Raw genomic sequence first — 21,568 nt, forward strand, 5'->3', positions numbered from 1 at the left:
TGTAACAGGAACATTTGCTGCAGTTGCAGGTAATTTAACTACAACATTAGCAACAGGAAATCTAACAGCAACTACAGCTTATAGAGTGGTAGTATCTAAAGGAGCTTGTTCTTCATCAACATCAAATATTGTAACAGTTACGGTTAGTCCTTCTGCAAAATCTGCAGCAGTTACAGGTAACTCAGGTGCTACTACATCAGCAACAGCTGTTTGTAGCGGAGTAAAAACATTAACTTTAGCTTCAGGATCAATTGGTTCTATCCAATGGCAATATTATAATGCCGGAACAAGTACAACAGCTGTTAGTAATACAACAACTGCTGCAACTTGGACCGATATTGAAGGAGCTACAGCTACTATCTTAAGTGCTACTAGTTCTGCGACAGGTAATGTTTGGTTCCGTGTTAAATTAACAAGCGGTTCATGTGCTACTTTAGCATATAGTACACCAGTAAATGTTTGGATCAAAGCTTGTACTACTACAACTAGAGAAGAAGAAGCCTCAATAGTGTTTAAAGCTGTAGCTTATCCAAACCCATTTGCAGAGAACTTCAAACTAGATATTAAAACTAGTAGTGAAGAAACTTTACAAGTAAAAGTTTACGATATGTTAGGTAAATTAGTTGAAAACCGAATCCTAGAAACTACAGAAGTAGAAGGATTTGAAGTAGGTGCTAACTTCCCTTCTGGAGTTTACAATGTAATTGTAAGCCAAGGAGAAAAAACTAAAACGCTTCGTGTTATTAAAAGATAATTGTTATTTATAAAAATTTTAATTATTTAATTAGATTTACTAAATAAATAGTTTGATGGTAAAATGATTATTAACGTATTTGAATTAACAAAAACCTGTTCATTTTTTTGAACAGGTTTTTTTATTATCAGCCCATTTGAGATGTTTTAGTCAAAAAATAAAATCACTATATCCATAAGAAAAAAAACAATAAAGACAAAAAAGTTTTGAAAACTATTCTAAATTTCTATCTTTTTGAAGTCACAAAATCCTTAAATAACTTTAAAAAAATTAGTTTAAGGATTTTTAATTTATAACCTCACTACTATTTTATGATAAAAAAACTACCCCAACCAATAATGCTACAACCTAGTAAAAAGACTTTAAGTTTATTCTCTCAAGTATTCGCCTTTACTGATTTTTAACAAGTATCCATTTCTCGTTTGGGTTTAAAAATGTGTTTAGTTTTTTTTAAGAAATTACAGTTACCAACTCTTTTTTTTATATGTCACTTTTATGAACTTGGTACTTTAATAAAAGTAACATTATAATCTAACTAAAGGCAATCTTATTTATTTTTACCCCAACCTACTATAAGTACTAATTAAAATTAAATTTTTAGGGAGTATCGTTACGGGTATACCAAATAGGTGAAGTTATTATTCGCTTTCCATCTGATTCTGTAATATCTAAATAATAATAAATTGAATTGCCATTAGCAAGCGCTGTATGAGTATAATTTATAGTTCCTGTTGTGGTGCTAGTTAATATAGTTGCATTAGTTCCACTACCTGAAATTCCTGAATAAATTTTTAAAGAAGTAATAGGATTTGAAGTAGTTGCCGTTACAGTAATATTTGGTGCTCCCGCATTGGTTATTATACTTCCTAATGTATTATTATTTACTTTAAAGTTAACATATGCTGAGCAATCTTGACTAGCATAAAAACGCATCTTACGCATTGCTCCTAATATTTCATTTTCAGTTAAACTTGGCGCTAAAACCACTGTTCTACTTAAGTTGGTGTGTCCGTGAGTAACATTATGGTTATCGTGATCAATTGTAGGTCCTAGATGATAACCTCTAGCTAACATATTTCTATAGAAAGTTAAAAACGACATTGATGATGGTGGATCGCTATAGGTGGTGTTAGTAGAAGTTGATGGTCCGTTTTCTACTGCTGTACCAACAATTGCACTATCTGCTTCAGCATTGTAAGTACTCATTATTCCACCATAATCAGAGTTATTAGGATGTGCAAGAGTAGCTAAAGCATTTCCTCCAAAGTTATTAATTGTACGAAACAAACCAGATGTCCCTATGTAATCATTTTTGGCTACAAAAGTATTGTATTGTCCTGCATCCCATCCTAATAAATTTGGAACACCATACACAATAACATGCCCTCCGCCTGAGATTACTCCCCACTCCATGCCGTATAAGGCTAAAAAATTTGGCGTACTTGCTGCTTGTGCTTGTGCTCTACCTAAACTCCAATTAGACAATGCCATCCCAGCGCTTACATGATTATGCTCACTTATTCCTAAAAAGTCCATGCAATTAGCAGCATCGCCATAGGCAAAATCTCCTGACGGTAATCCTGTTCCATCACTATATTCACTATGGGAATGCAAGTTGCCAAAATAATAATTTAGAGTTGTTGCTGTTAAAGTAATATTTGATTTTAATGGGGAAGTACTATTGTATATAGGACCATTACTACAAGCAACATCATTCAGGGCGAAAATGGTAAAATAATAAGTGGTTCCTGCTATTAATCCTGTAGCATTAAAATAGGTAGAATTGTTAACCGATAAAACAGTACCATTACCTAATACAGCACCCGGAGAATATACTGTTCCATTAACTGGTTGTGAACTTAATGTGGAAGACAAGCTATATACTATTAAATAATCGTCTGCAATTGTAGGTGTAAAAGATCCTGAAACGCTTGATGTTAAAGGAGTATTAAAAACTATTGTGCTTGGTTGATTTGTTGGTGCAACACAAGGAGATGTTGCTGTAGACTTAGTGCCAATTAATGGAAGTTGAGTCCTAAAAAGTGTACCGCAATTACACGATAGACTTGTATATGAAAAAACGAAAAAATAATACGTTGTGTTTGGAAGTAACTCACTTGCTATAAATGTATTAGAACTACCAGCACTTATAACTTTCCCATTTCCAATTTGAGACCCAACAGTATAAACACACCGTTCTAAAGGGGTTGCATTAAGATAAGGAACTGAACTAATTACAACTAAAGAGGAAAAAGTACCAGCGGATGTGAAAGACCCAGAAATAGTTGTATTAGTTGATGTACTAAAAACTAAATTGGTAGGTTGTGTTGAAGGAAAAAAGGAGGATGCTATTCCTGTAGTAAAAGAATTTACTAATGGAAGAGAAACATTATATTGAATTCCAGAATTACAACCTAAGTAATTATATGAAAAAACAAAAACATAATAGTTAGTATTAGAATTTAACCAATATATTGGCAATGAAGTTGCTGATGAAGCGCCAACAATTGTTGCGTTGCCTAATGTATTTCCAACAGAATAATTAACGCCGTTAATGGGTAGAGCAGTTAAAGAAGGTGAAGCGCTTATTATTGACAAATATCCATCGGCATTTGTAGGAGTAAAGGATGCAAAAGTATAATCACTAAAGGTATTTGCAAATATTAAATTTGTTGGTTGAGTTGTTGGAGCGGAACACGTGATTTCATATGTAGTTGCATATTCAGAAGCAAAAACATTTATAGTATTACTAAACCAAAATATTAAAAAGGCTAATGCAAATTTTTTCATAACAAATTTTTTAATAATTTTAGTAATTGTACATTTATATACTACTTTACAAAATTAACAAAAAAAATGTAAGAAAAAAACTATGTTTTAGAACTGCATTTACCCCAACCACCCTTCCCTATCCAAACTACGATACTGAATAGCTTCTGCAATATGAACCGATTCTACTTTTTCGGAAGCCTCTAAATCGGCAATGGTTCTAGAAACTTTTAATATTCGGTCGTAAGCTCTTGCGGAAAGGTTTAATTTTTCCATAGCATTTTTCAATAATTCTAAAGAAGATGCTTCCAATTCACAATATTCTCTAACCAATTTAGACCCCATTTGGGCATTGTAGTGAACGTTTTCTAATGCTTCAAATCGCTTCGATTGGATTTCTCTAGCACTAGTAACCCGTTTCCTAATTTCCGAACTACTTTCGGCTTTTCGAGTTTCCGTTAACTTTTCAAATGGCACCGGAGTTACCTCTACATGAATGTCAATTCGGTCTAAAAGAGGTCCCGAAATTTTACTCAAATACCGTTGCATTTCCATTGGTGAAGAACTCACAGGCGCATCCGGATCGTTAAAATAACCACTCGGACTTGGGTTCATACTCGCCACCAACATAAAGGAAGACGGGTAAGTAATGGTGAATTTAGCCCTCGAGATAGTGACTTCTCTATCTTCAAGAGGTTGCCGCATAACTTCGAGAACTTCTCGTTTAAATTCGGGTAATTCATCTAAAAAAAGTACACCATTATGGGATAAGGATATTTCTCCAGGCTGCGGATAACTTCCTCCTCCTACTAAAGATACGGAAGAAGCAGTATGGTGCGGACTCCTAAAAGGCCTTTGACTCATCAAACCCGCATCTTTAATCTTACCTGCAACCGAATGTATTTTGGTTGTCTCTAGTGCTTCTTTTAAAGTCATTGGCGGTAAAATACTCGGTAATCGTTTGGCTAACATGGTCTTTCCAGATCCTGGAGGCCCAATCAAAATTATATTATGCCCTCCAGCAGCAGCAATTTCCATACATCGTTTTATGGATTCTTGACCCTTAACATCGGAAAAATCAAATTCTGGAAAATCTAACGTTTTATAAAATTCTTCTCGTGTATTAATAACGGTTGGTTCTATAGTTCCTTTTCCTTCAAAAAAATCAATCACTTGGGTAACGTTTTCTATACCGTAAACATCAAGTCCATCGACAATAGCTGCTTCTTTAACGTTTTGAATTGGCAAAAAGAAACCTTTAAAACCTTCTTCTCGTGCTTTAATTGCAATAGATAACGCTCCTTTAATGGGTTGTAAGCCGCCGTCTAGCGACAATTCGCCCATAATAATATATTTATCTACTTCCTCTGCTTTTATTTGACCTGAAGCCACAAGAATGCCAATTGCTAAAGTTAAGTCGTAGGCTGAACCTTCTTTTCGTAAATCGGCTGGAGCCAAGTTTATAGTAATTTTCTTACCTGGGAGTTGGTAGCCATTATTTTTCAATGCAGCTGCTATGCGGTAACTACTTTCTTTTATGGCATTATCGGGTAGTCCAACCAAGTGATACCCCACCCCTTTATCTATATTAACTTCCACCGTAATTTTGGAAGCTTCCACTCCAAAAACGGCACTTCCATATACTTTTACTAACATGGTTTTGGCTTTTAAAGAACTTGTTTTCTCAAATATACGAAAGTTTTTAAAATTTAAAATAGAAGATTTTAATATAAAAAAGAAAAGTCGGACCAAAGCCCGACTTAACAATATCCATTTGATATATTATTTCTTAAAATTTGCTATACCTTGTTTCAGCCAATTTTCATACAATCTTGCATCGGGATCGTAACTAGTTGTTGGAGTAACCGAATTTAAGTTATTCCCCTCGATATCTACCAAAACGTATAAAGGTTGCGTATTGGTTTTGTATTTAGTTATCATAAAATCGGTCCATTTGTCACCAATTGTAACAATTTTTTCACCTGTAGATTTAGAAGTGAATTGTTTGTTTTTAGGTAAATCTCGTTTGTCATCTGCAAATAAAGAAATAAGCACTACTTCATTTTTCAATATTTGAGAAACATTTACCTCCGTCCAAACGTTGTTTTCCATTTTTCTACAATTCACGCAGGCATGTCCTGTAAAATCTAATAAAACTGGTTTATTAACTTCTTTAGCATAAGCCAAACCTTTTTCATAATCGGTAAAAATTACCAAACCATGTTTGTTTCTTTCGGCTCCATCAGGTAATTTTTCAGAAGAAAAAACAGCAGCAGAACCTCCTACTCCATTCGGACTTTCACTATATTCTTCTGGTGGCGGGAAAGCGCTAATTAATTTTAGAGGTGCTCCAAAAAGCCCCGGAATCATATAAAAAGTAAACGATAAGACTACTAAGGCTAACATCAATCTACCAACCGAAATATGGGTTAATGCCGAATCGTGTGGTAACGTTATTTTTCCTAATAAGTAAATTCCCCAGGTACCAAAAATGGCAATCCAGATGGCTAAAAAGATTTCTCTTTCAAACCAATGCAATTGCAAAACCAAATCGGCATTAGATAAAAATTTGAATGCTAAAGCCAATTCTAAAAATCCTAGTGAAACTTTAACGGTGTTCAGCCATCCCCCTGATTTTGGTAACGAATGCATCCAACCTGGAAACATTGCAAATAACATAAATGGCAAGGCTAAAGCCGATGAAAATCCTAACATTCCAATCACTGGCGCAATTCCACCACTGGATGCGGCTTGCACTAAAAGTGTTCCTACAATTGGTCCTGTACAAGAAAAGGAAACAATTGCCAAAGCTAACGCCATGAATAATATCCCTACAATCCCCCCTCTATCGGCTTGTCTATCCACTTTATTCGCCCATGAATTTGGTAGCATAATTTCAAAAGCACCAAGAAAAGAAGTAGCAAAAAAGACTAATAAAACAAAGAAAATCACATTAAACCAAACATTGGTAGAAAGCGCATTTAGAGCATCCGCCCCAAAAATAGCCGTGACGGCTAAACCTAAAACAACATAAATTCCTATGATAGAAATTCCGTAAATAATGGCATTTCGTTTTCCTTGAGCTGGAGTTTTACTTTGTTTGGTAAAAAAGCTAACCGTCATGGGTATCATTGGAAATACGCAAGGTGTAAGCAAAGCTGCAAATCCGCCAATAAAAGCTAGAAAGAAAATTGTCCAAAGTCCTTTTTTCTCCTCTTTTTTAGGGGCTATTGGTTTAGCCTCATTTACATCTTGTGCGGTTGCTTTTTTTACAGTATCCACAATTGGAGTTACGTTTGTAGTTGTATCGGTAGTTGTTGTACTGGTTTCAATTGCAGCTACAGCTGGAATAGCAAAAGTCAAATCTACATTATCATTTACACACTGATTTTGGCACGCTTGAAAATCTATATTAATAACAATTTTAGATGTTTTTGGATTGGTAATTTTAACCCTTTGAGTAACGGTTGCTTTACTTTCAAAATAAAATTCTTCAACACCAAAATCTTTATTGAATTCTTTTTTATAGGCACTTTCTTTGGCTTTACCAACTAATTCAAAGTTTCCTTTTTGGTTTTTAACCGTTACCACCATTGCTAGTGGGCCATCGTCAGGTGTGAATTGCGAATACATGTGCCAACCCTCTTCAATAGCAGCAGTCATAACCAAATTAAATTCGGTATCGGATATTTTTTCTGTTTTGGAAGTCCATTTTACAGGCTTTTTAATCTGCGAATTTCCATTTGCAAAAGCAAAAAAAGCCAAAAGTAATAGAAGTAGTTTCTTCATTAGTATAGTTTTATTTGTAGTTTATGGTTTGTTTTTTCTGTAATTTTAAATCGTTCGTCTTGGCGTTTTCCAATCACCCAAACAATTTCATTATTAGAGCATAAAAGCCATTGGTTTGATTTTTCTAGTAAAGACATTTTTTCGTCCTTAAAATATTTACTCAATTTCTTTTTGCCCTGCATTCCTAAAGGATAAAAATAATCTCCTTCTTGCCATTTCCGAATCGTTAATGGGAATTTTATGAAATCTTGATCGACAAATATACAATTGGAATTTGCATTTGAAATGTCACTTACGTTACAAAAAGTAATATTTAAGGGAAATTTAACCTCTTCAATTCCTTTTTCAACAAAAAATTCTAACTCGGTTGTATGGTTTTCTTTAGGATACAAAATCAAAAAATCTCGATCTTTCAACAAAATATAGTTATTCGAGAAAACTTGTTTCCCCGATTGCGCAGTTACTAAATCATAGATATCCTGCCAAGCGGTAAACCCGAAATCTTTGAGCCATTGGTATAAATAAGCAGCATAATTAGGCAGTTTTAGCAATTCAATTGAATTGATTTTCAATTGATTATCTTCTTCTTGTACTACTATTTGATAAACTAATTTGGAAGCATCTTCCACCAAGGATTGGGCTTGTTGCAGATTTTCTACTGTATTTTGAAAAGAAGAAAGCAAGTTCGGATTTAATTCTTTTAAAACTGGAACGATAGCATGTCGCACTTTATTTCGGAAATATTTATCGGATGCATTACTAGAATCTTCACGCCATTGCAAATTATTTCCTTGAATATAACTTTCTATTTCCGTTCTAGAAAATGGCAATAAGGGACGGATGATTTTATCGTTTTGTGCGGGAATTCCGGTTAAACCTTCTAAGCCAGTTCCTCGAGTTAAGTTGATTAAAAAAGTTTCTAAACTATCGTCCAAATGATGTGCTGTTAGAATATAATCGAAATTTTCATCTGTTAATTGTTCGTAAAACCAATCGTAGCGTAACTTTCTAGCAGCAACTTGAATGGATACTTTAGCATCTTCTGCAAATTGTTTGGTATCAAATTTCTGAACAAAAATCGGAATTTGATTCTCCTCACAAAATTGTTTTACAAAATCTTCATCGCCATCGCTTTCTAGATTTCGCAAAGAAAAATTACAATGTAAAACGGCAATTTCATAATTTAATTGGTAGAATAATTGCAACAAAACCATGCTATCCATACCGCCACTTACGGCTAAAAACAAGCGTTTACCTTGTAGAAAGGGAAAGTTTGCGTTTAAATGAAGTTGCAGTTTTTGTAGCATTTTTCAAAAATACGGATTTTATTTAACTCAAAACGGCAAACATAGCTTTTGCTTTCAACAAACATTCTTCGTATTCTTTTTCGGGATCCGATAAGGAAGTGATGGCACTTCCAACCGAAAAGGAAACGTATTGATTTTGTGCATTATATAAAATACTTCGGATGACTACATTAAAATCAAAATCACCATTGGGTGTGAAATATCCGACGGCACCGCTGTACAAACCGCGTTTGGTTTCTTCTAAATTTTCAATACAATTCATAGCTGAAATCTTGGGAGCCCCCGTCATGCTCCCCATCGGGAAGGTTGTTCTCAAAATTTCAATTGGAGAAGTAGTATGTTCCACCTCAGAAACGATAGTGGAAATCATTTGATGCACTTGTTGGAACGAATAAATTCCGCAAAGTTCTTCTACATGAACCGAGCCTTTGGTGGCTGTTTTTGACAAATCGTTGCGCACCAAGTCCACAATCATAATATTTTCGGAGCGTTCTTTGGGATCTTCAGATAATTCTAATTTGGATTTTTCGTCTAGATTAGAATCTGAAAAACGCTTTGCAGTTCCCTTAATGGGTTGCGAAATGACTTTTGTACCTTCTTTTTTCAAATACCGTTCTGGTGATGCCGATAGTAAATACTGCTGGTTATTTTTGAAATAAACCGCAAATGGAGCTTCCGAAAGTATATTTAGTTTTTGATATACTTCTAATGGATGTATCTGGGAATTTTCTGCATAAAATTCCATACAAAAATTGGCTTCATAAATATCGCCACGATGGATGTGCTCCAACATTTTAGATACTTTAGAAAGGTACTTTTCTTTAGGAATTCGTTGTTTAATATTGATTTCTGAACAATGATCACTATATACTGAACACTTATTTATAGCTTCAAAATCACTTTCCATCTCATCATCACAAAATCGCAAATAGTGCATTTCTAGTTGGTTTCCTTTGAACAGAAAAAGTTTTTTGGGTTGAAAGAAAAACAAATCTGGAAATTCTAATCCGTCGTGATTATTGGATTGTAAATCTTCAATATCGTTTTTTAAATCGTAGGATAAATAGCCAAAAAGCCAATCTTTAGTTTGACTTTGGTATTGGTGTAAATCTTCAAATGCTTTTGAGAAATCGGTACTTATGGATGTAAAGGCTTCTAGGGCAAGAATACTATCCAAGTTGGAATAGGTTTGTGGATAGCTATTGGAATCTAAAAAAACCACTTCCCGAAACGAATTAGCCCACAACAAAAGTTGTTTTTTAAATTCGGAGGGATTGGCTATTGATTTGGAAAGTACGGTTCTCAAAAGGGAAATTTATTTTTTCAAATTTACAATAAAAAAATAGCAAAAAAAAACCGTCCCAATTAGGAGACGGCTTAATTATAATAGAATCTAAAACTAGATTTTAAATCTTTTTCTATCGGTTTCAGTCAAATAGATTTTTCTTAAACGAATTGATTTTGGTGTAACCTCTACATATTCATCTTTCTGAATGTACTCTAATGCTTCTTCTAATGAGAAAATAATTGGTGGGATAATTCTTGCTTTTTCATCATTTCCAGAAGAACGAACGTTAGATTGTTTTTTCTCTTTAGTTACGTTTACGCACATATCATCACCACGAGAGTTTTCTCCAATTACTTGACCTTCGTAAATTTCAGCATTTGGTTCTACAAAAAACTTACCACGATCTTGCAATTTATCAATAGAATAAGGAATTGCTTTTCCTTTTTCCATAGAAATTAAGGAACCTTTGTTACGTCCAGAAATTTCGCCTTTGTAAGGTTCGTATCCTATAAAACGGTGTGCCATAATAGCCTCACCAGCAGTTGCTGTAAGTAATTGGTTACGTAATCCAATAATTCCACGAGATGGAATATTGAATTTTATTATCATACGTTCCCCTTTAGTTTCCATACTCAACATTTCACCTTTACGTAAAGTTACAAACTCTACCGCTCTTCCTGAAAGTGATTCTGGTAAATCGATGGTTAATTCTTCAATTGGCTCACATTTTTTACCATCAATTTCTTTGATGATAACTTGTGGTTGACCAATTTGTAATTCATATCCTTCTCTTCTCATGGTTTCAATAAGAACCGATAAGTGTAATACACCACGACCAAAAACCATGAATTTATCTGCAGAATCCGTTTCACCTAACTTCATTGCTAGGTTTTTCTCTAACTCTTTAGTCAAACGATCTCTAATATGTCGAGAAGTAACGAATTTTCCTTCTTTACCAAAGAAAGGCGAATCGTTAATAGTAAACAACATACTCATTGTTGGTTCATCAATAGCAATAGTTTGTAAAGCTTCTGGATTTTCAATATCGGCGATTGTATCTCCAATTTCAAAACCTTCTACTCCAACAATAGCACAAATATCTCCTGCAACTACTTCTTGAACTTTTTTACGACCAAGTCCTTCAAAAGTATGCAATTCTTTGATACGTGATTTTACGATTACACCATCTCTTTTGCAAAGAGAAATTGCCATACCTTCTTTTAACACTCCTCTTTCCAAACGACCGATTGCGATACGTCCTGTAAATGCTGAGAAATCTAATGAAGTAATCAACATTTGTGGTGTTCCTTCTGAAACTTTTGGAGCTGGTACATTTTCGATAACCATATCCAATAATGCTTCCACATTATCTGTTACGTTTTCCCAATGATCCGACATCCAGTTATTTTTAGCTGAACCGTAAACTGTTGGAAAATCCAACTGCCACTCTTCTGCACCTAATTCAAACATTAAATCGAAAACTTTTTCATGAACTTCTTCAGGAGTACAGTTTTCTTTATCCACTTTATTAATAACTACGCATGGTTTTAGACCTAAATCTAAGGCTTTTTGAAGTACAAAACGAGTTTGAGGCATTGGACCTTCAAAAGCATCAACTAACAGACAAACGCCGTCAGCCATATTTAATACACGTTCTACCTCTCCACCAAAATCGGCGTGACCAGGAGTATCGATAATATTGATTTTGGTACCTTTATAAACAACCGAAACGTTTTTAGAAGTAATAGTTATACCTCTTTCACGCTCTAAGTCGTTGTTGTCAAGTATTAAGTCACCTGTATTTTCGTTATCACGAAAAAGTTGACAATGGTACATAATTTTATCCACCAAAGTAGTTTTACCGTGATCGACGTGGGCAATAATTGCAATGTTTCTAATAGATTCCATCTGTGATTTTTAATGGGTGCAAAGGTACACTTTATTTCGATTAAAAAAACCTTAGCTCCAATAGTTTACATTTTAATAACTAATATTGTCATAAAACAAGCTAATCCAACCTATTTGACAACATATACAAAATGATTTAAAACAAAAAAACTCCCATTACTGGAAGTTTTTTTGTAAGTATCCAAAAGAATACTACTATAATTTTGCAACGTGCTTAGTTAATTTAGATTTTAAATTAGAAGCTTTGTTATCATGAATAATATTTTTCTTAGCTAAACGGTCAATCATAGAGATTACACTAGCCAATTTAGAAGCTGCGTCTGTTTTATCAGTAGCAATTCTTATTGCTTTGATAGCGTTACGAGTAGTTTTGTGTTGGTATCTGTTTAATACTCTTTTCTTATCGTTACTTCTGATTCTTTTTAAAGCTGACTTATGATTTGCCATTTTTTCTTAATATTTTTTTTGTAAATAATTTTTTTTGTAGCCCGTAGGGGAATCGAACCCCTCTTACATGGATGAAAACCATGCGTCCTAACCGATAGACGAACGGGCCAATGCCATCTTTGGTTAATTAATAATCTCAATCTGTAATTGAACTTGTAGCCCGTAGGGGAATCGAACCCCTCTTACATGGATGAAAACCATGCGTCCTAACCGATAGACGAACGGGCCTACTGCTTAAATGCGGATGCAAAAATACAACTATTTTTTATTCGTACAATAGCAGTTGTAACTTTTTTTTGTTTTTTTTAATATGCTTTCGCAAACAGCACTCTACCAGCGGATTTAGCTCCAGTTAGAACACAATTTCCTTCCTCTTCTACCCTGTTTAAGGGTATACATCGGATGGTTGCCTTAGTTAAATCCTTGATTTTTTCTTCCGTTTCGGCTGTTCCATCCCAATGTGCAGAAATAAATCCTCCTTTATTTTCTAAAATAGTTTTAAATTCTTCAAAGGAATTTACTTCCGTAATATGATTGGTTCGATAGTCAAGAGCTTTTTGGTATAAATCGGTTTGAATCGTTTCTAACAAATCATTTATATAATTTACAATTCCATCTTTAGCAACTACTTCTTTAGTTAAAGTATCTCTACGAGCAACTTCAAAAGTGCCGTTTTCTAAATCTTTAGGTCCAACAGCTATTCGTACTGGAACTCCTTTCAATTCCCATTCTGCAAATTTGAATCCTGGTTTTTGGGTAGTTCTATCGTCGTATTTAACGGAAATGTTTAATTTTTTGAATTGAGCAACTAATTCTTTTACTACTGTTGAAATTTTATCAAATTCTTCCTCCGTTTTAAAAATCGGAACAATAACTACTTGAATTGGCGCTAAATTAGGAGGTAATACCAATCCATTATCATCCGAATGCGTCATTACCAAAGCCCCCATTAATCGGGTAGAAACACCCCAAGAGGTCCCCCAAACGTGTTCTTGTTTACCTTCTGCATTAGCAAATTTGACATCAAATGCTTTGGCGAAATTTTGACCTAAGAAATGAGATGTGCCTGCTTGTAAAGCCTTTCCGTCTTGCATTAATGCTTCAATACAATAGGTTTCTTCGGCACCTGCAAAACGTTCGGTTTCGGTTTTAAATCCTTTAATTACGGGCATTGCCATAAAGTTTTGAGCAAAATCGGCATAGACGTTCATCATTTTTTCCGATTCTTCAATTGCTTCTACTTTAGTAGCATGAGCTGTGTGACCTTCTTGCCATAAGAACTCTGCAGTTCTCAAAAACAAACGAGTTCGCATTTCCCATCGAACCACATTAGCCCATTGGTTAATAAGCAAAGGCAAATCTCGATACGATTGCACCCAACCTTTATAGGTAGACCAAATAATAGCCTCACTAGTAGGACGAACAATAAGTTCTTCTTCTAACTTAGCATTGGGATCTACCATTAATTTTCCGGGTCTATCTGGATCGTTTTTTAATCTATAGTGGGTTACAATTGCACACTCTTTGGCGAAGCCTTCTGCATTTTTTTCTTCGGCTTCAAACATGCTTTTTGGCACGAATAGTGGAAAATAGGCATTGCTATGTCCGGTTTCTTTAAACATTCGGTCAAGTTCGGCTTGCATTTTTTCCCAGATAGCGTAACCATACGGTTTAATAACCATACAACCTCTAACACCAGAGTTTTCGGCTAAATCGGCTTTAACCACTAGTTCATTATACCATTTGGAATAGTCTTCCGATCGCGTTGTTAAGTTCTTGCTCATGAGAAATAGTTTGGCATAAAAATTGTTTAACTTATTTTAACTAAATAGTTCCGCAAAACTAACTATTTTTGTATTGTCCAACAATTAAAATGCTATAGATATGAAAACAATTTATTTTTTAACTAAAAAAACTTCCATTTATTCCATACTTGGATTTTTCGCATTGCTTGTAACTTCTTGTGGTTCTTACCAAAACTCTTCTTACTATGACAATGATGGCGTCTATGGATCTAGTGATAAACCAAGACCTTTAGAAAATCAAAATAACAATGGTGGTTACTACAAAGAATATTTTAGTAATCTAAACAAAGATAACGAACAAGTATTTACTGATGTAGAAAATTACACTTCTGTATCCGATTCTTTAAAAAAACAACCACAACAACAAGTTGCTACAGAAACAAATTATGCAGGTTGGGGTTCTAACAATACCGATAATTATACTGTAAACGTATATAGCAACAATATGGGATGGAACAACTGGGGTTATTACAACAGTTGGGCTGGTAACAATTGGGGTTGGAATAACGGGTGGTATGGAAACTATTGGGGATATAATAGTTTTTACGGACCAAGCTGGGGCTTGGGATGGAATTCTTGGTATGGCCCAAGTTGGTATGGATATTATGGCGGGGGATACTATGGGGGATTTTACGGTGGTGGCTATGTTAACAACTGGGGATGGAATAACGGTTACTCAGGACATAACTATGCCTATTCAGGCGGAAGAAGAAATACTAATTTTGTAGGTGGCAGCATTGGAAATACAAATGGCGGAAGAAATTCTTCAATTAGTGGAGGTAGAAGTTCATCAAACAACGGTGGAAGAAATTCAGGGGTTTTTGGCTCTAGAAACTATGACAACCCATCGCCTAGAACTAATTACAACGATAATAGTTCTCCAAGATCCAATTATAACAACAATAGTACCCCGAGAATTTATACTCCAAGCAATTCTACTAGCAGCCCAAGAACTTATACTCCTTCGTCTACTTATACAAGTCCTAGATCAAATACTTATTCAACGCCTACTTATTCAACACCTAGATCAAATACTACTCCTTCTCCAACTTATTCTTCTCCAAGATCGGATAATTATTCTTCTCCAAGCCCTAGTTCTAGTGGTGGTGGAAGCTTTGGTGGCGGGGGCGGAAGATCTGGCGGTGGCGGTGGCGGAAGACGTTAATTTTTTTATTTAATTCTAAATTTAGTACTATGAAAAAGATATTTGCAATAGCATTAGCAAGTATAGCTATTACTTCAATACAGGCTCAAGATATTAATGATGCGATGCGTTTTTCTCAAACGGATCTTAACGGAACTGCTCGTTTTAGAGCAATGGGTGGCGCTTTTGGTGCAGTTGGTGGTGATTTTTCCTCTTTGAACGTGAATCCTGCGGGTTCCCTAATTTTCGCAAACAATCAAGTTGGTTTTACTTTAGCAAATTATAACACCAATAATGACTCCAATTATTTTGGGATAAAAACTTCCGATAGCAACAACAGTTTTGCAATAAACCAAGCAGGAGCAGTTTTTGTATTTAATAACGAAGATATTCGAAGTGATTGGAGAAAATTTGCATTTTCTTTGAATTATGAAAATGCTAGAAATCTAGACAATTCTATATTTTCAGCAGGAACCAACCTAAATAATTCGGTGGACAACTACTTCTTGAGTTATGCAAATGGAGTGGAGCTAGGAGTATTAAACAACTACTATTTTGATGAATTGTATTACAATGAGCAACAAGCTTATTTAGGCTACAACTCCTACATTATTGATCCATCTTCCAATATAGATACAAATACTGCTTATTATACCAATATTGCACCAGGTACAACAGATGGTAATTACTACCAAGAAAACAGAATTCATTCTACAGGATACAATAGTAAAGTTGCTTTTAACTTTGCGGGACAATATACTGACAAATGGTTGTTTGGATTGAATTTGAATTCGCATTTTTTAGATTATCGTCAAACAAGTAATTTTTATGAATCGAATAGTAATCCGAAATATACTACAGGATCTACCGTAGATGTAATTCGTTTTAGTAATGATTTATATACTTATGGAAGTGGATTTTCATTTCAATTAGGAACTATTTTCAAACCAGCGAAAGAAGTTCGTCTTGGTTTAGCCTATGAATCTCCTACTTGGTATCGCTTAACAGATGAACTTAGCCAAAGAGTTACTACCTCAGGATATGGATTGAATTCTACTCAAAATAACGCTATTTATTCTACAGTTGTGACCGACCCTAACACAACCATGATTTTTGTTCCTTATAAATTACAATCTCCTGGAAAATGGACTGGAAGTTTTGCTTATATCTTTGGAAAACGTGGGTTACTAAGTGTGGATCTTACCTCTAAAAATTATGGTACTACTACCTACCGACCAAAAGGAGACTTTTCAACTACTAATACCATCATGGCGAATAACCTAACAACTGCCACAGAGGTTCGACTTGGTGGAGAGTATAAAATAAAAAAAATAAGCCTTCGTGGTGGTTACCGATACGAACAAAGTCCGTATAAAAATGGCACTACTATTGGCGCATTAACTGGTTATTCTGGAGGATTAGGCTACAACTTTGGGAGTACTAAATTGGATTTAGCTTACGCATATGCCAAACGCGATTACGACCAACAATTTTTCTCTCAAGGTCTAACCGATGCCGCGCGAATTAAATCGGTTAACAATACTGTAAACTTGACGTTATTGTTTGAATTGTAAAAAAAATTAAATATTCTTACTTAAACCATTCGTTCTTTCGGATGGTTTTTTTTGTGTACTTCGCTGATAGTTTAGCCCCGATTGAGCCGATAGCTCTCGTGGAGGTACGGAACGAGACTAAAGGCGAAAGCGGGAATTGCCTTTACTAAAATGCGCAAGCCATTCGCTTCTGAAAAAAAATAAGTATATTGTAACAATTAATAAAATTAAAGTACTAACAGAGGTATGAGTGAAAGTTTGGAACAATTATTTGTGAAGCAACTTAAGGATAATCAGAATATTATCCATAAGATTTGTCGCCTGTATACCACAGGTGAAGATGCGCACAAAGATTTGTTTCAGGAGGTTACGATACAGTTGTGGAAGGCTTTTCCGAAGTTTAGGGGAGAGTCTAAATTTTCTACTTGGGCCTATCGGGTGGCTTTGAATACGGCAATTACGCTGTATAGAAAGAGTACTCGAAGTATTTCTACGGTGGATTATGAGAGTAAGAGTTATTTTATTAGTCAGGAGGATTACAATACCGAAGAGGAGGAGCAATTAAAGTTAATGTACAAGGCAGTTCACCAACTGAATGATATTGAAAAAGCGCTGATTTTCATGTATTTGGAAGATAAAAATTATACCGAAATATCGGAAACATTAGGAATTAGTGAAGTAAATGCAAGGGTGAAAATGAATAGAATAAAAGGGAAATTAAAAAAAATATTAAATCCGTAAGATTATGATGAAAGAGCTGGATTTACTGAAAAAAGATTGGAAAAAGGATACCAATTCTTTTGAACAACTATCGGAAAGTGCAATTTATAAAATGATACATAAACATTCTTCTTCTTTGGTGAAGTGGATTTTGATCATTAGTATATTGGAATTTATAGTATTAAATGGAATTGGCTTCTTTATTAATGATGAAAACATTGATAAATTTTTAGCACTGCATCCGTATTTAAATATTATAAATTACCTGAACTACATTGTGGTAATTGGGTTTATAATTGTTTTTTATAAGAAATACAGAGCCATTTCGGCATTGGATTCTTCTAAAAATTTAATTGAGCAAATAATAAATACGCGTAAGGTAGTTAATTATTATATTTTATGGAATGTGTTAATTGGGGGATTTTTTGGTGTTTTTGGAGCAATCGATGGTTTTAATAATGCGTATTCTAAAGACCATGCTGTAAATCGTACAACCGAATATTTAGTAATTATATTTATTGTACCATTAATAATGGTATTAATTTGGGGATTTTATAAACTCCTTTATGGAAGCCTATTAAGTAAATTAAATAAAAACTATAAGGAATTAATGAAAATTGATTTATAGTATTCTACAAATATTCCCACTTACGTAGGCGATTTAATTTTTCTTGTTCTTCAATTTCTTCGGAAGGAATTACCTTTAAAAAGGAAGGATGCTGCTCTATTGCATATTCTATTTGTTCGACAATTTGATCTATCGTATCGTTTTCATAATCAATAACTAAAGGCTCTTTGATGATAAAGGATTGGAGTATGTTTTTCTTTTTCATACGCAGACCTTTTTTGTCAAAAGATCTTCTAAAACCATCAATAACTATTGGAACCACAATTGGTTTGTGTTGTTTTATGATGTGAGCCGTTCCTTTACGAACGGGTTTAAACGATTTGGTTGTTCCTTGCGGAAAAGTAATTACCCAACCATCGGCAAGTGCTATTTTAATATTTTCGGTATCGTTAGGATTAACATCTCGTTTTTCGGTTACATCTTTCCCATCGGCACGCCAAGTTCGTTCCACCGTTATGGCTCCAACATAGGCAAGAATTCTAGGCAATAAACCCGCTTTCATGGTTTCGCTGGCAGCAACATAATATACATTCAACTTGGGTTGCCATAAATAACCAACATTTTTAATGCTATTTTCACGTCCCGAAAGACTAGCATTAAAAACATGAAACATAGCCACTACATCCGCAAAATACGTTTGGTGATTGGAGATAAAAAGTACATTTTTATCGGGAAGATTTCTAATGATTTCAGAACCTTCTATCTGCAGTTCGTTAAAACCTCTATACCTCCTATGAGTGATGCATCCAAAAATACGAATGAGCCATTTTTTAATAAAAAGTAGGTGTCCAAAAGGATTTCGCTTAAACAAACCCATAGTAATTTAAAGAATAATAAAGGCAAATTTACAAAAAGTTATCCTTTATAGCACCATTTTCAAAACATCTTTTAATTCACTCAACATCATTGCCGTTGCTCCCCATACAGCATGCCCCTGAATTTGAAAAACCGGAACCTTCATTTCTTTAGCATAAGAGGTCTCTAAAATTTTATGCGCAATAATAGAATCGTCTAACAACATAGAAACTGGCATTTCAATAATTCCGGCAACTTCCTCTTCTTGCAACACAAATTGTAATTCTGTAGGAGATATACCCATAAAAGGATACACCAAAAAATTACTAGGCGGGATGTAAATAGAAGAAAAACTTCTAACCACATTAATTTGATTTGCAGGAATTCCAATTTCTTCAAACGTTTCCCGCAAAGCAGTTTCTTGTAAATCCGAATCGGTTTCTTCCACCTTTCCTCCAGGAAAAGCAATTTGCGAAGAATGCACGCCTGGATAGGTGTTCCGAACAATTAAAACCAAATGAGCAACTTCTCCCTTAGGATAAAACAACATCATCACAGCAGCTTTTTTAGCAGAATCACTAAAATCTTGCATTTCATGAAGAGATTTAATTCGTTCTAAAGGAGCCATTTTAACATGAGAAGATACTGCAGGTAAATCTAACTCCGAAATCCTAGAAATACCATTAAAAAAGAGATTGAAATTCATAGCAATTCGCTTATATTATTTATAAATTTACCAAAAAAAGATTACATACCCAAACTAGCAATTCAACATGTACAGCAAAGAAGAAAGTTTAAAAATAAAAAAAGAATTTTGGGTAGAATTTGCAGCAACTTATCCAAAAAAATGGCTTTTATACGACACCAAAATTAAGGATGTTACCTTCAAATTTTATGTAGACAATAAAAAAGCACAAGTTTTACTCGATATTGAACCCAAAGAAGAAGAAAAAAGAAAAATTTACTTCGAAAAAATACAATCCTTACAAACCATTCTTCTTGAAGATTACCTTCCAGAGGCCATTCTCGAGAGAAACTATTATCTAGAAAGCGGAAAAGTCATCAGTCGAATTTGGATTGAAAAACTAAACGTAAGCCTCAATAATAAAAGCACTTGGAACGAAATATTTACTTTTTTCCACAATGCTATGTCCCCATTTGAAGAATTCTTTTTAGAACACCAAGACTACATTAAAGATCTAGAAATCAATACCTAATTATTTCCTTATGGCGTGTCCCTTCGGGTCGGGCTGTCCGCTATATCTTTGCTTTTTTGCTCGTGACCTCGCAATAAAAGCAAAGGATGCCGCTTCCATCCCTCACGCAAGAAACCTAGAATTTTCCAGAAGTTTCAGTTATACGTTTATACTTTGTTAAATAATTCATTTTTTTAGCTTATACGGTTCCGTTTTAATCTCCCCACAGGTTTTGGTATTAATCCATTGATTCAATATTATTAAATCCATTTTCGATAAAAAATCAACAAAAAAAAGCTCCAATCTGTAAATATTAGAACCCTATAAAAAAGGCGGCGAACCGAGCTTGCGAACACGCCGCACCAAAACAAAAAAACTCCAATCTGTAAAGATTGGAGTTTAATAAAAAAAGGCGGCGACATACTCTCCCACAAATTGCAATATCCTCTGCGCAATCGGGCTTAACTTCTCTGTTCGCTATTTATTTAATTAATTTTTCATAAAAATTAGTACAAAAAAATCCCTCATCAAATAAATGATGAGGGATTCTATAAAAAAAAGGCGGCGAACCGAGCTTGCGAACACACCGCACCAAAACAAAAAAAGCTCTAATCTGTAAAGATTAGAGCTCTATAAAAAAAGGCGGCGACATACTCTCCCACAAATTGCAGTACCATCTGCGCAATCGGGCTTAACTTCTCTGTTCTAAATCTATTTAATTAATTTTTCTTAAAAATTTGCATAAAAAAAACTCCAATCTGTAAAGATTGGAGTTTAATAAAAAAAGGCGGCGACATACTCTCCCACAAATTGCAGTATCCTCTGCGCAATCGGACTTAACTTCTCTGTTCTAAATCTATTTAATTAATTTTTCATAAAAATTTGCATAAAAAAAACTCCAATCTGTAAAGATTGGAGTTTAATAAAAAAAGGCGGCGAACCGAGCTTGCGAACACACCGCACCAAAAAAAAACTCCAATCTGTAAAGATTGGAGTTCTATAAAAAAAGGCAGCGACATAACACCCACAAATCTGCAGTATCCTCTGCGCAATCGGGCTTAACTTCTCTGTTCTAAATCTATTTAATTAATTTTTCATAAAAATTTGCATAAAAAAAACTCCAATCTGTAAAGATTGGAGTTCTATAAAAAAGGCGACGACATACTCTCCCACAAATTGCAGTATCCTCTACGCAATCGGGCTTAACTTCTATGTTCGGAATCTATTTAATTAATTTTTCATAAAAATTAGCACAAAAAAATCCCTCATCAAATAAATGATGAGGGATTTTATAAAAAAAGGCGGCGAACCGAGCTTGCGAACACGCCGCACCAAAACAAAAAAACTCCAATCTGTAAAGATTGGAGTTTAATAAAAAAAGGCGGCGACATACTCTCCCACAAATTGCAGTACCATCTGCGCAATCGGGCTTAACTTCTCTGTTCGGAATGGGAAGAGGTGAGCC

The 21,568-nt window shown here is 34.6% G+C and carries 16 protein-coding genes, 2 tRNA genes and 1 rRNA gene; 6 read left to right on the forward strand and 13 right to left on the reverse strand.

Features of this window, described 5'->3' with window-relative positions; all coding sequences use genetic code 11:
• On the forward strand, positions 1-754 hold a 754-nt coding region (locus ACIQ2J_RS13895), incomplete at its 5' end, for a T9SS type A sorting domain-containing protein (protein WP_396170916.1).
• Between the two features lie 597 nt (positions 755-1,351).
• Here ACIQ2J_RS13895 and ACIQ2J_RS13900 read toward each other — a convergent pair.
• The 10 genes from ACIQ2J_RS13900 to proS all read right to left on the reverse strand — a co-directional run bounded on the left by ACIQ2J_RS13900 (position 1,352) and on the right by proS (position 14,046).
• Positions 1,352-3,544, reverse strand: coding sequence for a CehA/McbA family metallohydrolase (locus tag ACIQ2J_RS13900; protein WP_396170918.1), 2,193 nt, complete (start codon positions 3,542-3,544; stop codon positions 1,352-1,354).
• 99 nt (positions 3,545-3,643) lie between these two features.
• A complete protein-coding gene (locus ACIQ2J_RS13905; RefSeq protein ID WP_396170920.1) occupies positions 3,644-5,179 on the reverse strand; it encodes a YifB family Mg chelatase-like AAA ATPase in 1,536 nt (511 codons plus the stop codon).
• A gap of 126 nt (positions 5,180-5,305) precedes the next feature.
• On the reverse strand, positions 5,306-7,312 hold the full coding sequence (locus ACIQ2J_RS13910) for a cytochrome c biogenesis protein CcdA (RefSeq protein WP_396170922.1): 2,007 nt from the start codon (positions 7,310-7,312) through the stop codon (positions 5,306-5,308).
• Positions 7,312-8,619, reverse strand: coding sequence for a tRNA lysidine(34) synthetase TilS (tilS, locus tag ACIQ2J_RS13915; RefSeq protein ID WP_396170924.1), 1,308 nt, complete (start codon positions 8,617-8,619; stop codon positions 7,312-7,314). Before tilS ends, ACIQ2J_RS13910 begins: the two co-directional genes overlap by 1 nt.
• A gap of 22 nt (positions 8,620-8,641) precedes the next feature.
• Positions 8,642-9,925, reverse strand: a complete 1,284-nt coding sequence (locus tag ACIQ2J_RS13920; RefSeq protein ID WP_396170926.1) for an anthranilate synthase component I family protein — start codon at positions 9,923-9,925, stop codon at positions 8,642-8,644.
• Between the two features lie 93 nt (positions 9,926-10,018).
• On the reverse strand, positions 10,019-11,815 hold the full coding sequence (gene typA / locus ACIQ2J_RS13925) for a translational GTPase TypA (RefSeq protein WP_396170928.1): 1,797 nt from the start codon (positions 11,813-11,815) through the stop codon (positions 10,019-10,021).
• Between the two features lie 195 nt (positions 11,816-12,010).
• Positions 12,011-12,262, reverse strand: coding sequence for a 30S ribosomal protein S20 (gene rpsT / locus ACIQ2J_RS13930; protein WP_396170930.1), 252 nt, complete (start codon positions 12,260-12,262; stop codon positions 12,011-12,013).
• A gap of 37 nt (positions 12,263-12,299) precedes the next feature.
• Positions 12,300-12,371: transfer RNA gene (locus tag ACIQ2J_RS13935), tRNA-Glu, on the reverse strand.
• A 47-nt stretch (positions 12,372-12,418) separates the two neighbouring features.
• A tRNA-Glu gene (locus ACIQ2J_RS13940) sits at positions 12,419-12,490 on the reverse strand.
• A gap of 77 nt (positions 12,491-12,567) precedes the next feature.
• A complete protein-coding gene (proS, locus tag ACIQ2J_RS13945) occupies positions 12,568-14,046 on the reverse strand; it encodes a proline--tRNA ligase (protein ID WP_396170932.1) in 1,479 nt (492 codons plus the stop codon).
• Positions 14,047-14,146: 100 nt separating this feature from the next.
• Between proS and ACIQ2J_RS13950 the strand changes: the two genes are divergently transcribed.
• From ACIQ2J_RS13950 to ACIQ2J_RS13965, 4 genes are all read left to right on the forward strand, one after another.
• Entirely contained in the window at positions 14,147-15,232 is a 1,086-nt protein-coding gene (locus ACIQ2J_RS13950) for a hypothetical protein (RefSeq protein ID WP_396170935.1), read from the forward strand.
• A 29-nt stretch (positions 15,233-15,261) separates the two neighbouring features.
• On the forward strand, positions 15,262-16,785 hold the full coding sequence (locus ACIQ2J_RS13955) for an OmpP1/FadL family transporter (protein ID WP_396170937.1): 1,524 nt from the start codon (positions 15,262-15,264) through the stop codon (positions 16,783-16,785).
• A 225-nt stretch (positions 16,786-17,010) separates the two neighbouring features.
• Complete coding sequence (locus ACIQ2J_RS13960) at positions 17,011-17,505, forward strand: RNA polymerase sigma factor (protein ID WP_396170939.1); 495 nt, start codon at positions 17,011-17,013, stop codon at positions 17,503-17,505.
• Positions 17,506-17,509: 4 nt separating this feature from the next.
• The gene (locus ACIQ2J_RS13965) at positions 17,510-18,112 is read left to right on the forward strand and encodes a hypothetical protein (RefSeq protein ID WP_396170941.1); all 603 of its coding nucleotides are present in this window, start codon (positions 17,510-17,512) and stop codon (positions 18,110-18,112) included.
• 4 nt (positions 18,113-18,116) lie between these two features.
• Here ACIQ2J_RS13965 and ACIQ2J_RS13970 read toward each other — a convergent pair whose 3' ends face one another.
• Both ACIQ2J_RS13970 and ACIQ2J_RS13975 read right to left on the reverse strand, forming a co-directional pair.
• Positions 18,117-18,929, reverse strand: coding sequence for a lysophospholipid acyltransferase family protein (locus ACIQ2J_RS13970; RefSeq protein ID WP_396170943.1), 813 nt, complete (start codon positions 18,927-18,929; stop codon positions 18,117-18,119).
• A 45-nt stretch (positions 18,930-18,974) separates the two neighbouring features.
• Positions 18,975-19,613: an NUDIX hydrolase gene (locus tag ACIQ2J_RS13975; protein ID WP_396170945.1), complete on the reverse strand. Its 639-nt coding sequence runs from the start codon at positions 19,611-19,613 to the stop codon at positions 18,975-18,977.
• 67 nt (positions 19,614-19,680) lie between these two features.
• Between ACIQ2J_RS13975 and ACIQ2J_RS13980 the strand changes: the two genes are divergently transcribed.
• Positions 19,681-20,124 (forward strand): DUF4268 domain-containing protein, encoded by a 444-nt coding sequence (locus ACIQ2J_RS13980; RefSeq protein WP_396170948.1) that lies wholly within the window; start codon positions 19,681-19,683, stop codon positions 20,122-20,124.
• A 1,355-nt stretch (positions 20,125-21,479) separates the two neighbouring features.
• On the opposite strand, the gene rrf is transcribed toward ACIQ2J_RS13980, so the two are convergent.
• Positions 21,480-21,568, reverse strand: a 5S ribosomal RNA gene (rrf, locus tag ACIQ2J_RS13985); the annotation flags it as partial.

Origin of the sequence: Flavobacterium sp., from assembly GCF_044357305.1 — a bacterium.
In the GTDB taxonomy this organism is placed as follows: Bacteria; Bacteroidota; Bacteroidia; order Flavobacteriales; family Flavobacteriaceae; genus Flavobacterium.

Bases quoted from the DNA above. Each gene is read 5' to 3' on its own strand.
- ACIQ2J_RS13900 (WP_396170918.1), bottom strand. From the start codon at position 3,544: ATGAAAAAATTTGCATTAGCCTTTTTAATATTTTGGTTTAGTAATACT.
- ACIQ2J_RS13905 (WP_396170920.1), bottom strand. From the start codon at position 5,179: ATGTTAGTAAAAGTATATGGAAGTGCCGTTTTTGGAGTGGAAGCTTCC.
- ACIQ2J_RS13910 (WP_396170922.1), bottom strand. From the start codon at position 7,312: ATGAAGAAACTACTTCTATTACTTTTGGCTTTTTTTGCTTTTGCAAAT.
- tilS (WP_396170924.1), bottom strand. From the start codon at position 8,619: ATGCTACAAAAACTGCAACTTCATTTAAACGCAAACTTTCCCTTTCTA.
- typA (WP_396170928.1), bottom strand. From the start codon at position 11,815: ATGGAATCTATTAGAAACATTGCAATTATTGCCCACGTCGATCACGGT.
- rpsT (WP_396170930.1), bottom strand. From the start codon at position 12,262: ATGGCAAATCATAAGTCAGCTTTAAAAAGAATCAGAAGTAACGATAAG.
- proS (WP_396170932.1), bottom strand. From the start codon at position 14,046: ATGAGCAAGAACTTAACAACGCGATCGGAAGACTATTCCAAATGGTAT.
- ACIQ2J_RS13950 (WP_396170935.1), top strand. From the start codon at position 14,147: ATGAAAACAATTTATTTTTTAACTAAAAAAACTTCCATTTATTCCATA.
- ACIQ2J_RS13955 (WP_396170937.1), top strand. From the start codon at position 15,262: ATGAAAAAGATATTTGCAATAGCATTAGCAAGTATAGCTATTACTTCA.
- ACIQ2J_RS13960 (WP_396170939.1), top strand. From the start codon at position 17,011: ATGAGTGAAAGTTTGGAACAATTATTTGTGAAGCAACTTAAGGATAAT.
- ACIQ2J_RS13965 (WP_396170941.1), top strand. From the start codon at position 17,510: ATGATGAAAGAGCTGGATTTACTGAAAAAAGATTGGAAAAAGGATACC.
- ACIQ2J_RS13970 (WP_396170943.1), bottom strand. From the start codon at position 18,929: ATGGGTTTGTTTAAGCGAAATCCTTTTGGACACCTACTTTTTATTAAA.
- ACIQ2J_RS13975 (WP_396170945.1), bottom strand. From the start codon at position 19,613: ATGAATTTCAATCTCTTTTTTAATGGTATTTCTAGGATTTCGGAGTTA.
- ACIQ2J_RS13980 (WP_396170948.1), top strand. From the start codon at position 19,681: ATGTACAGCAAAGAAGAAAGTTTAAAAATAAAAAAAGAATTTTGGGTA.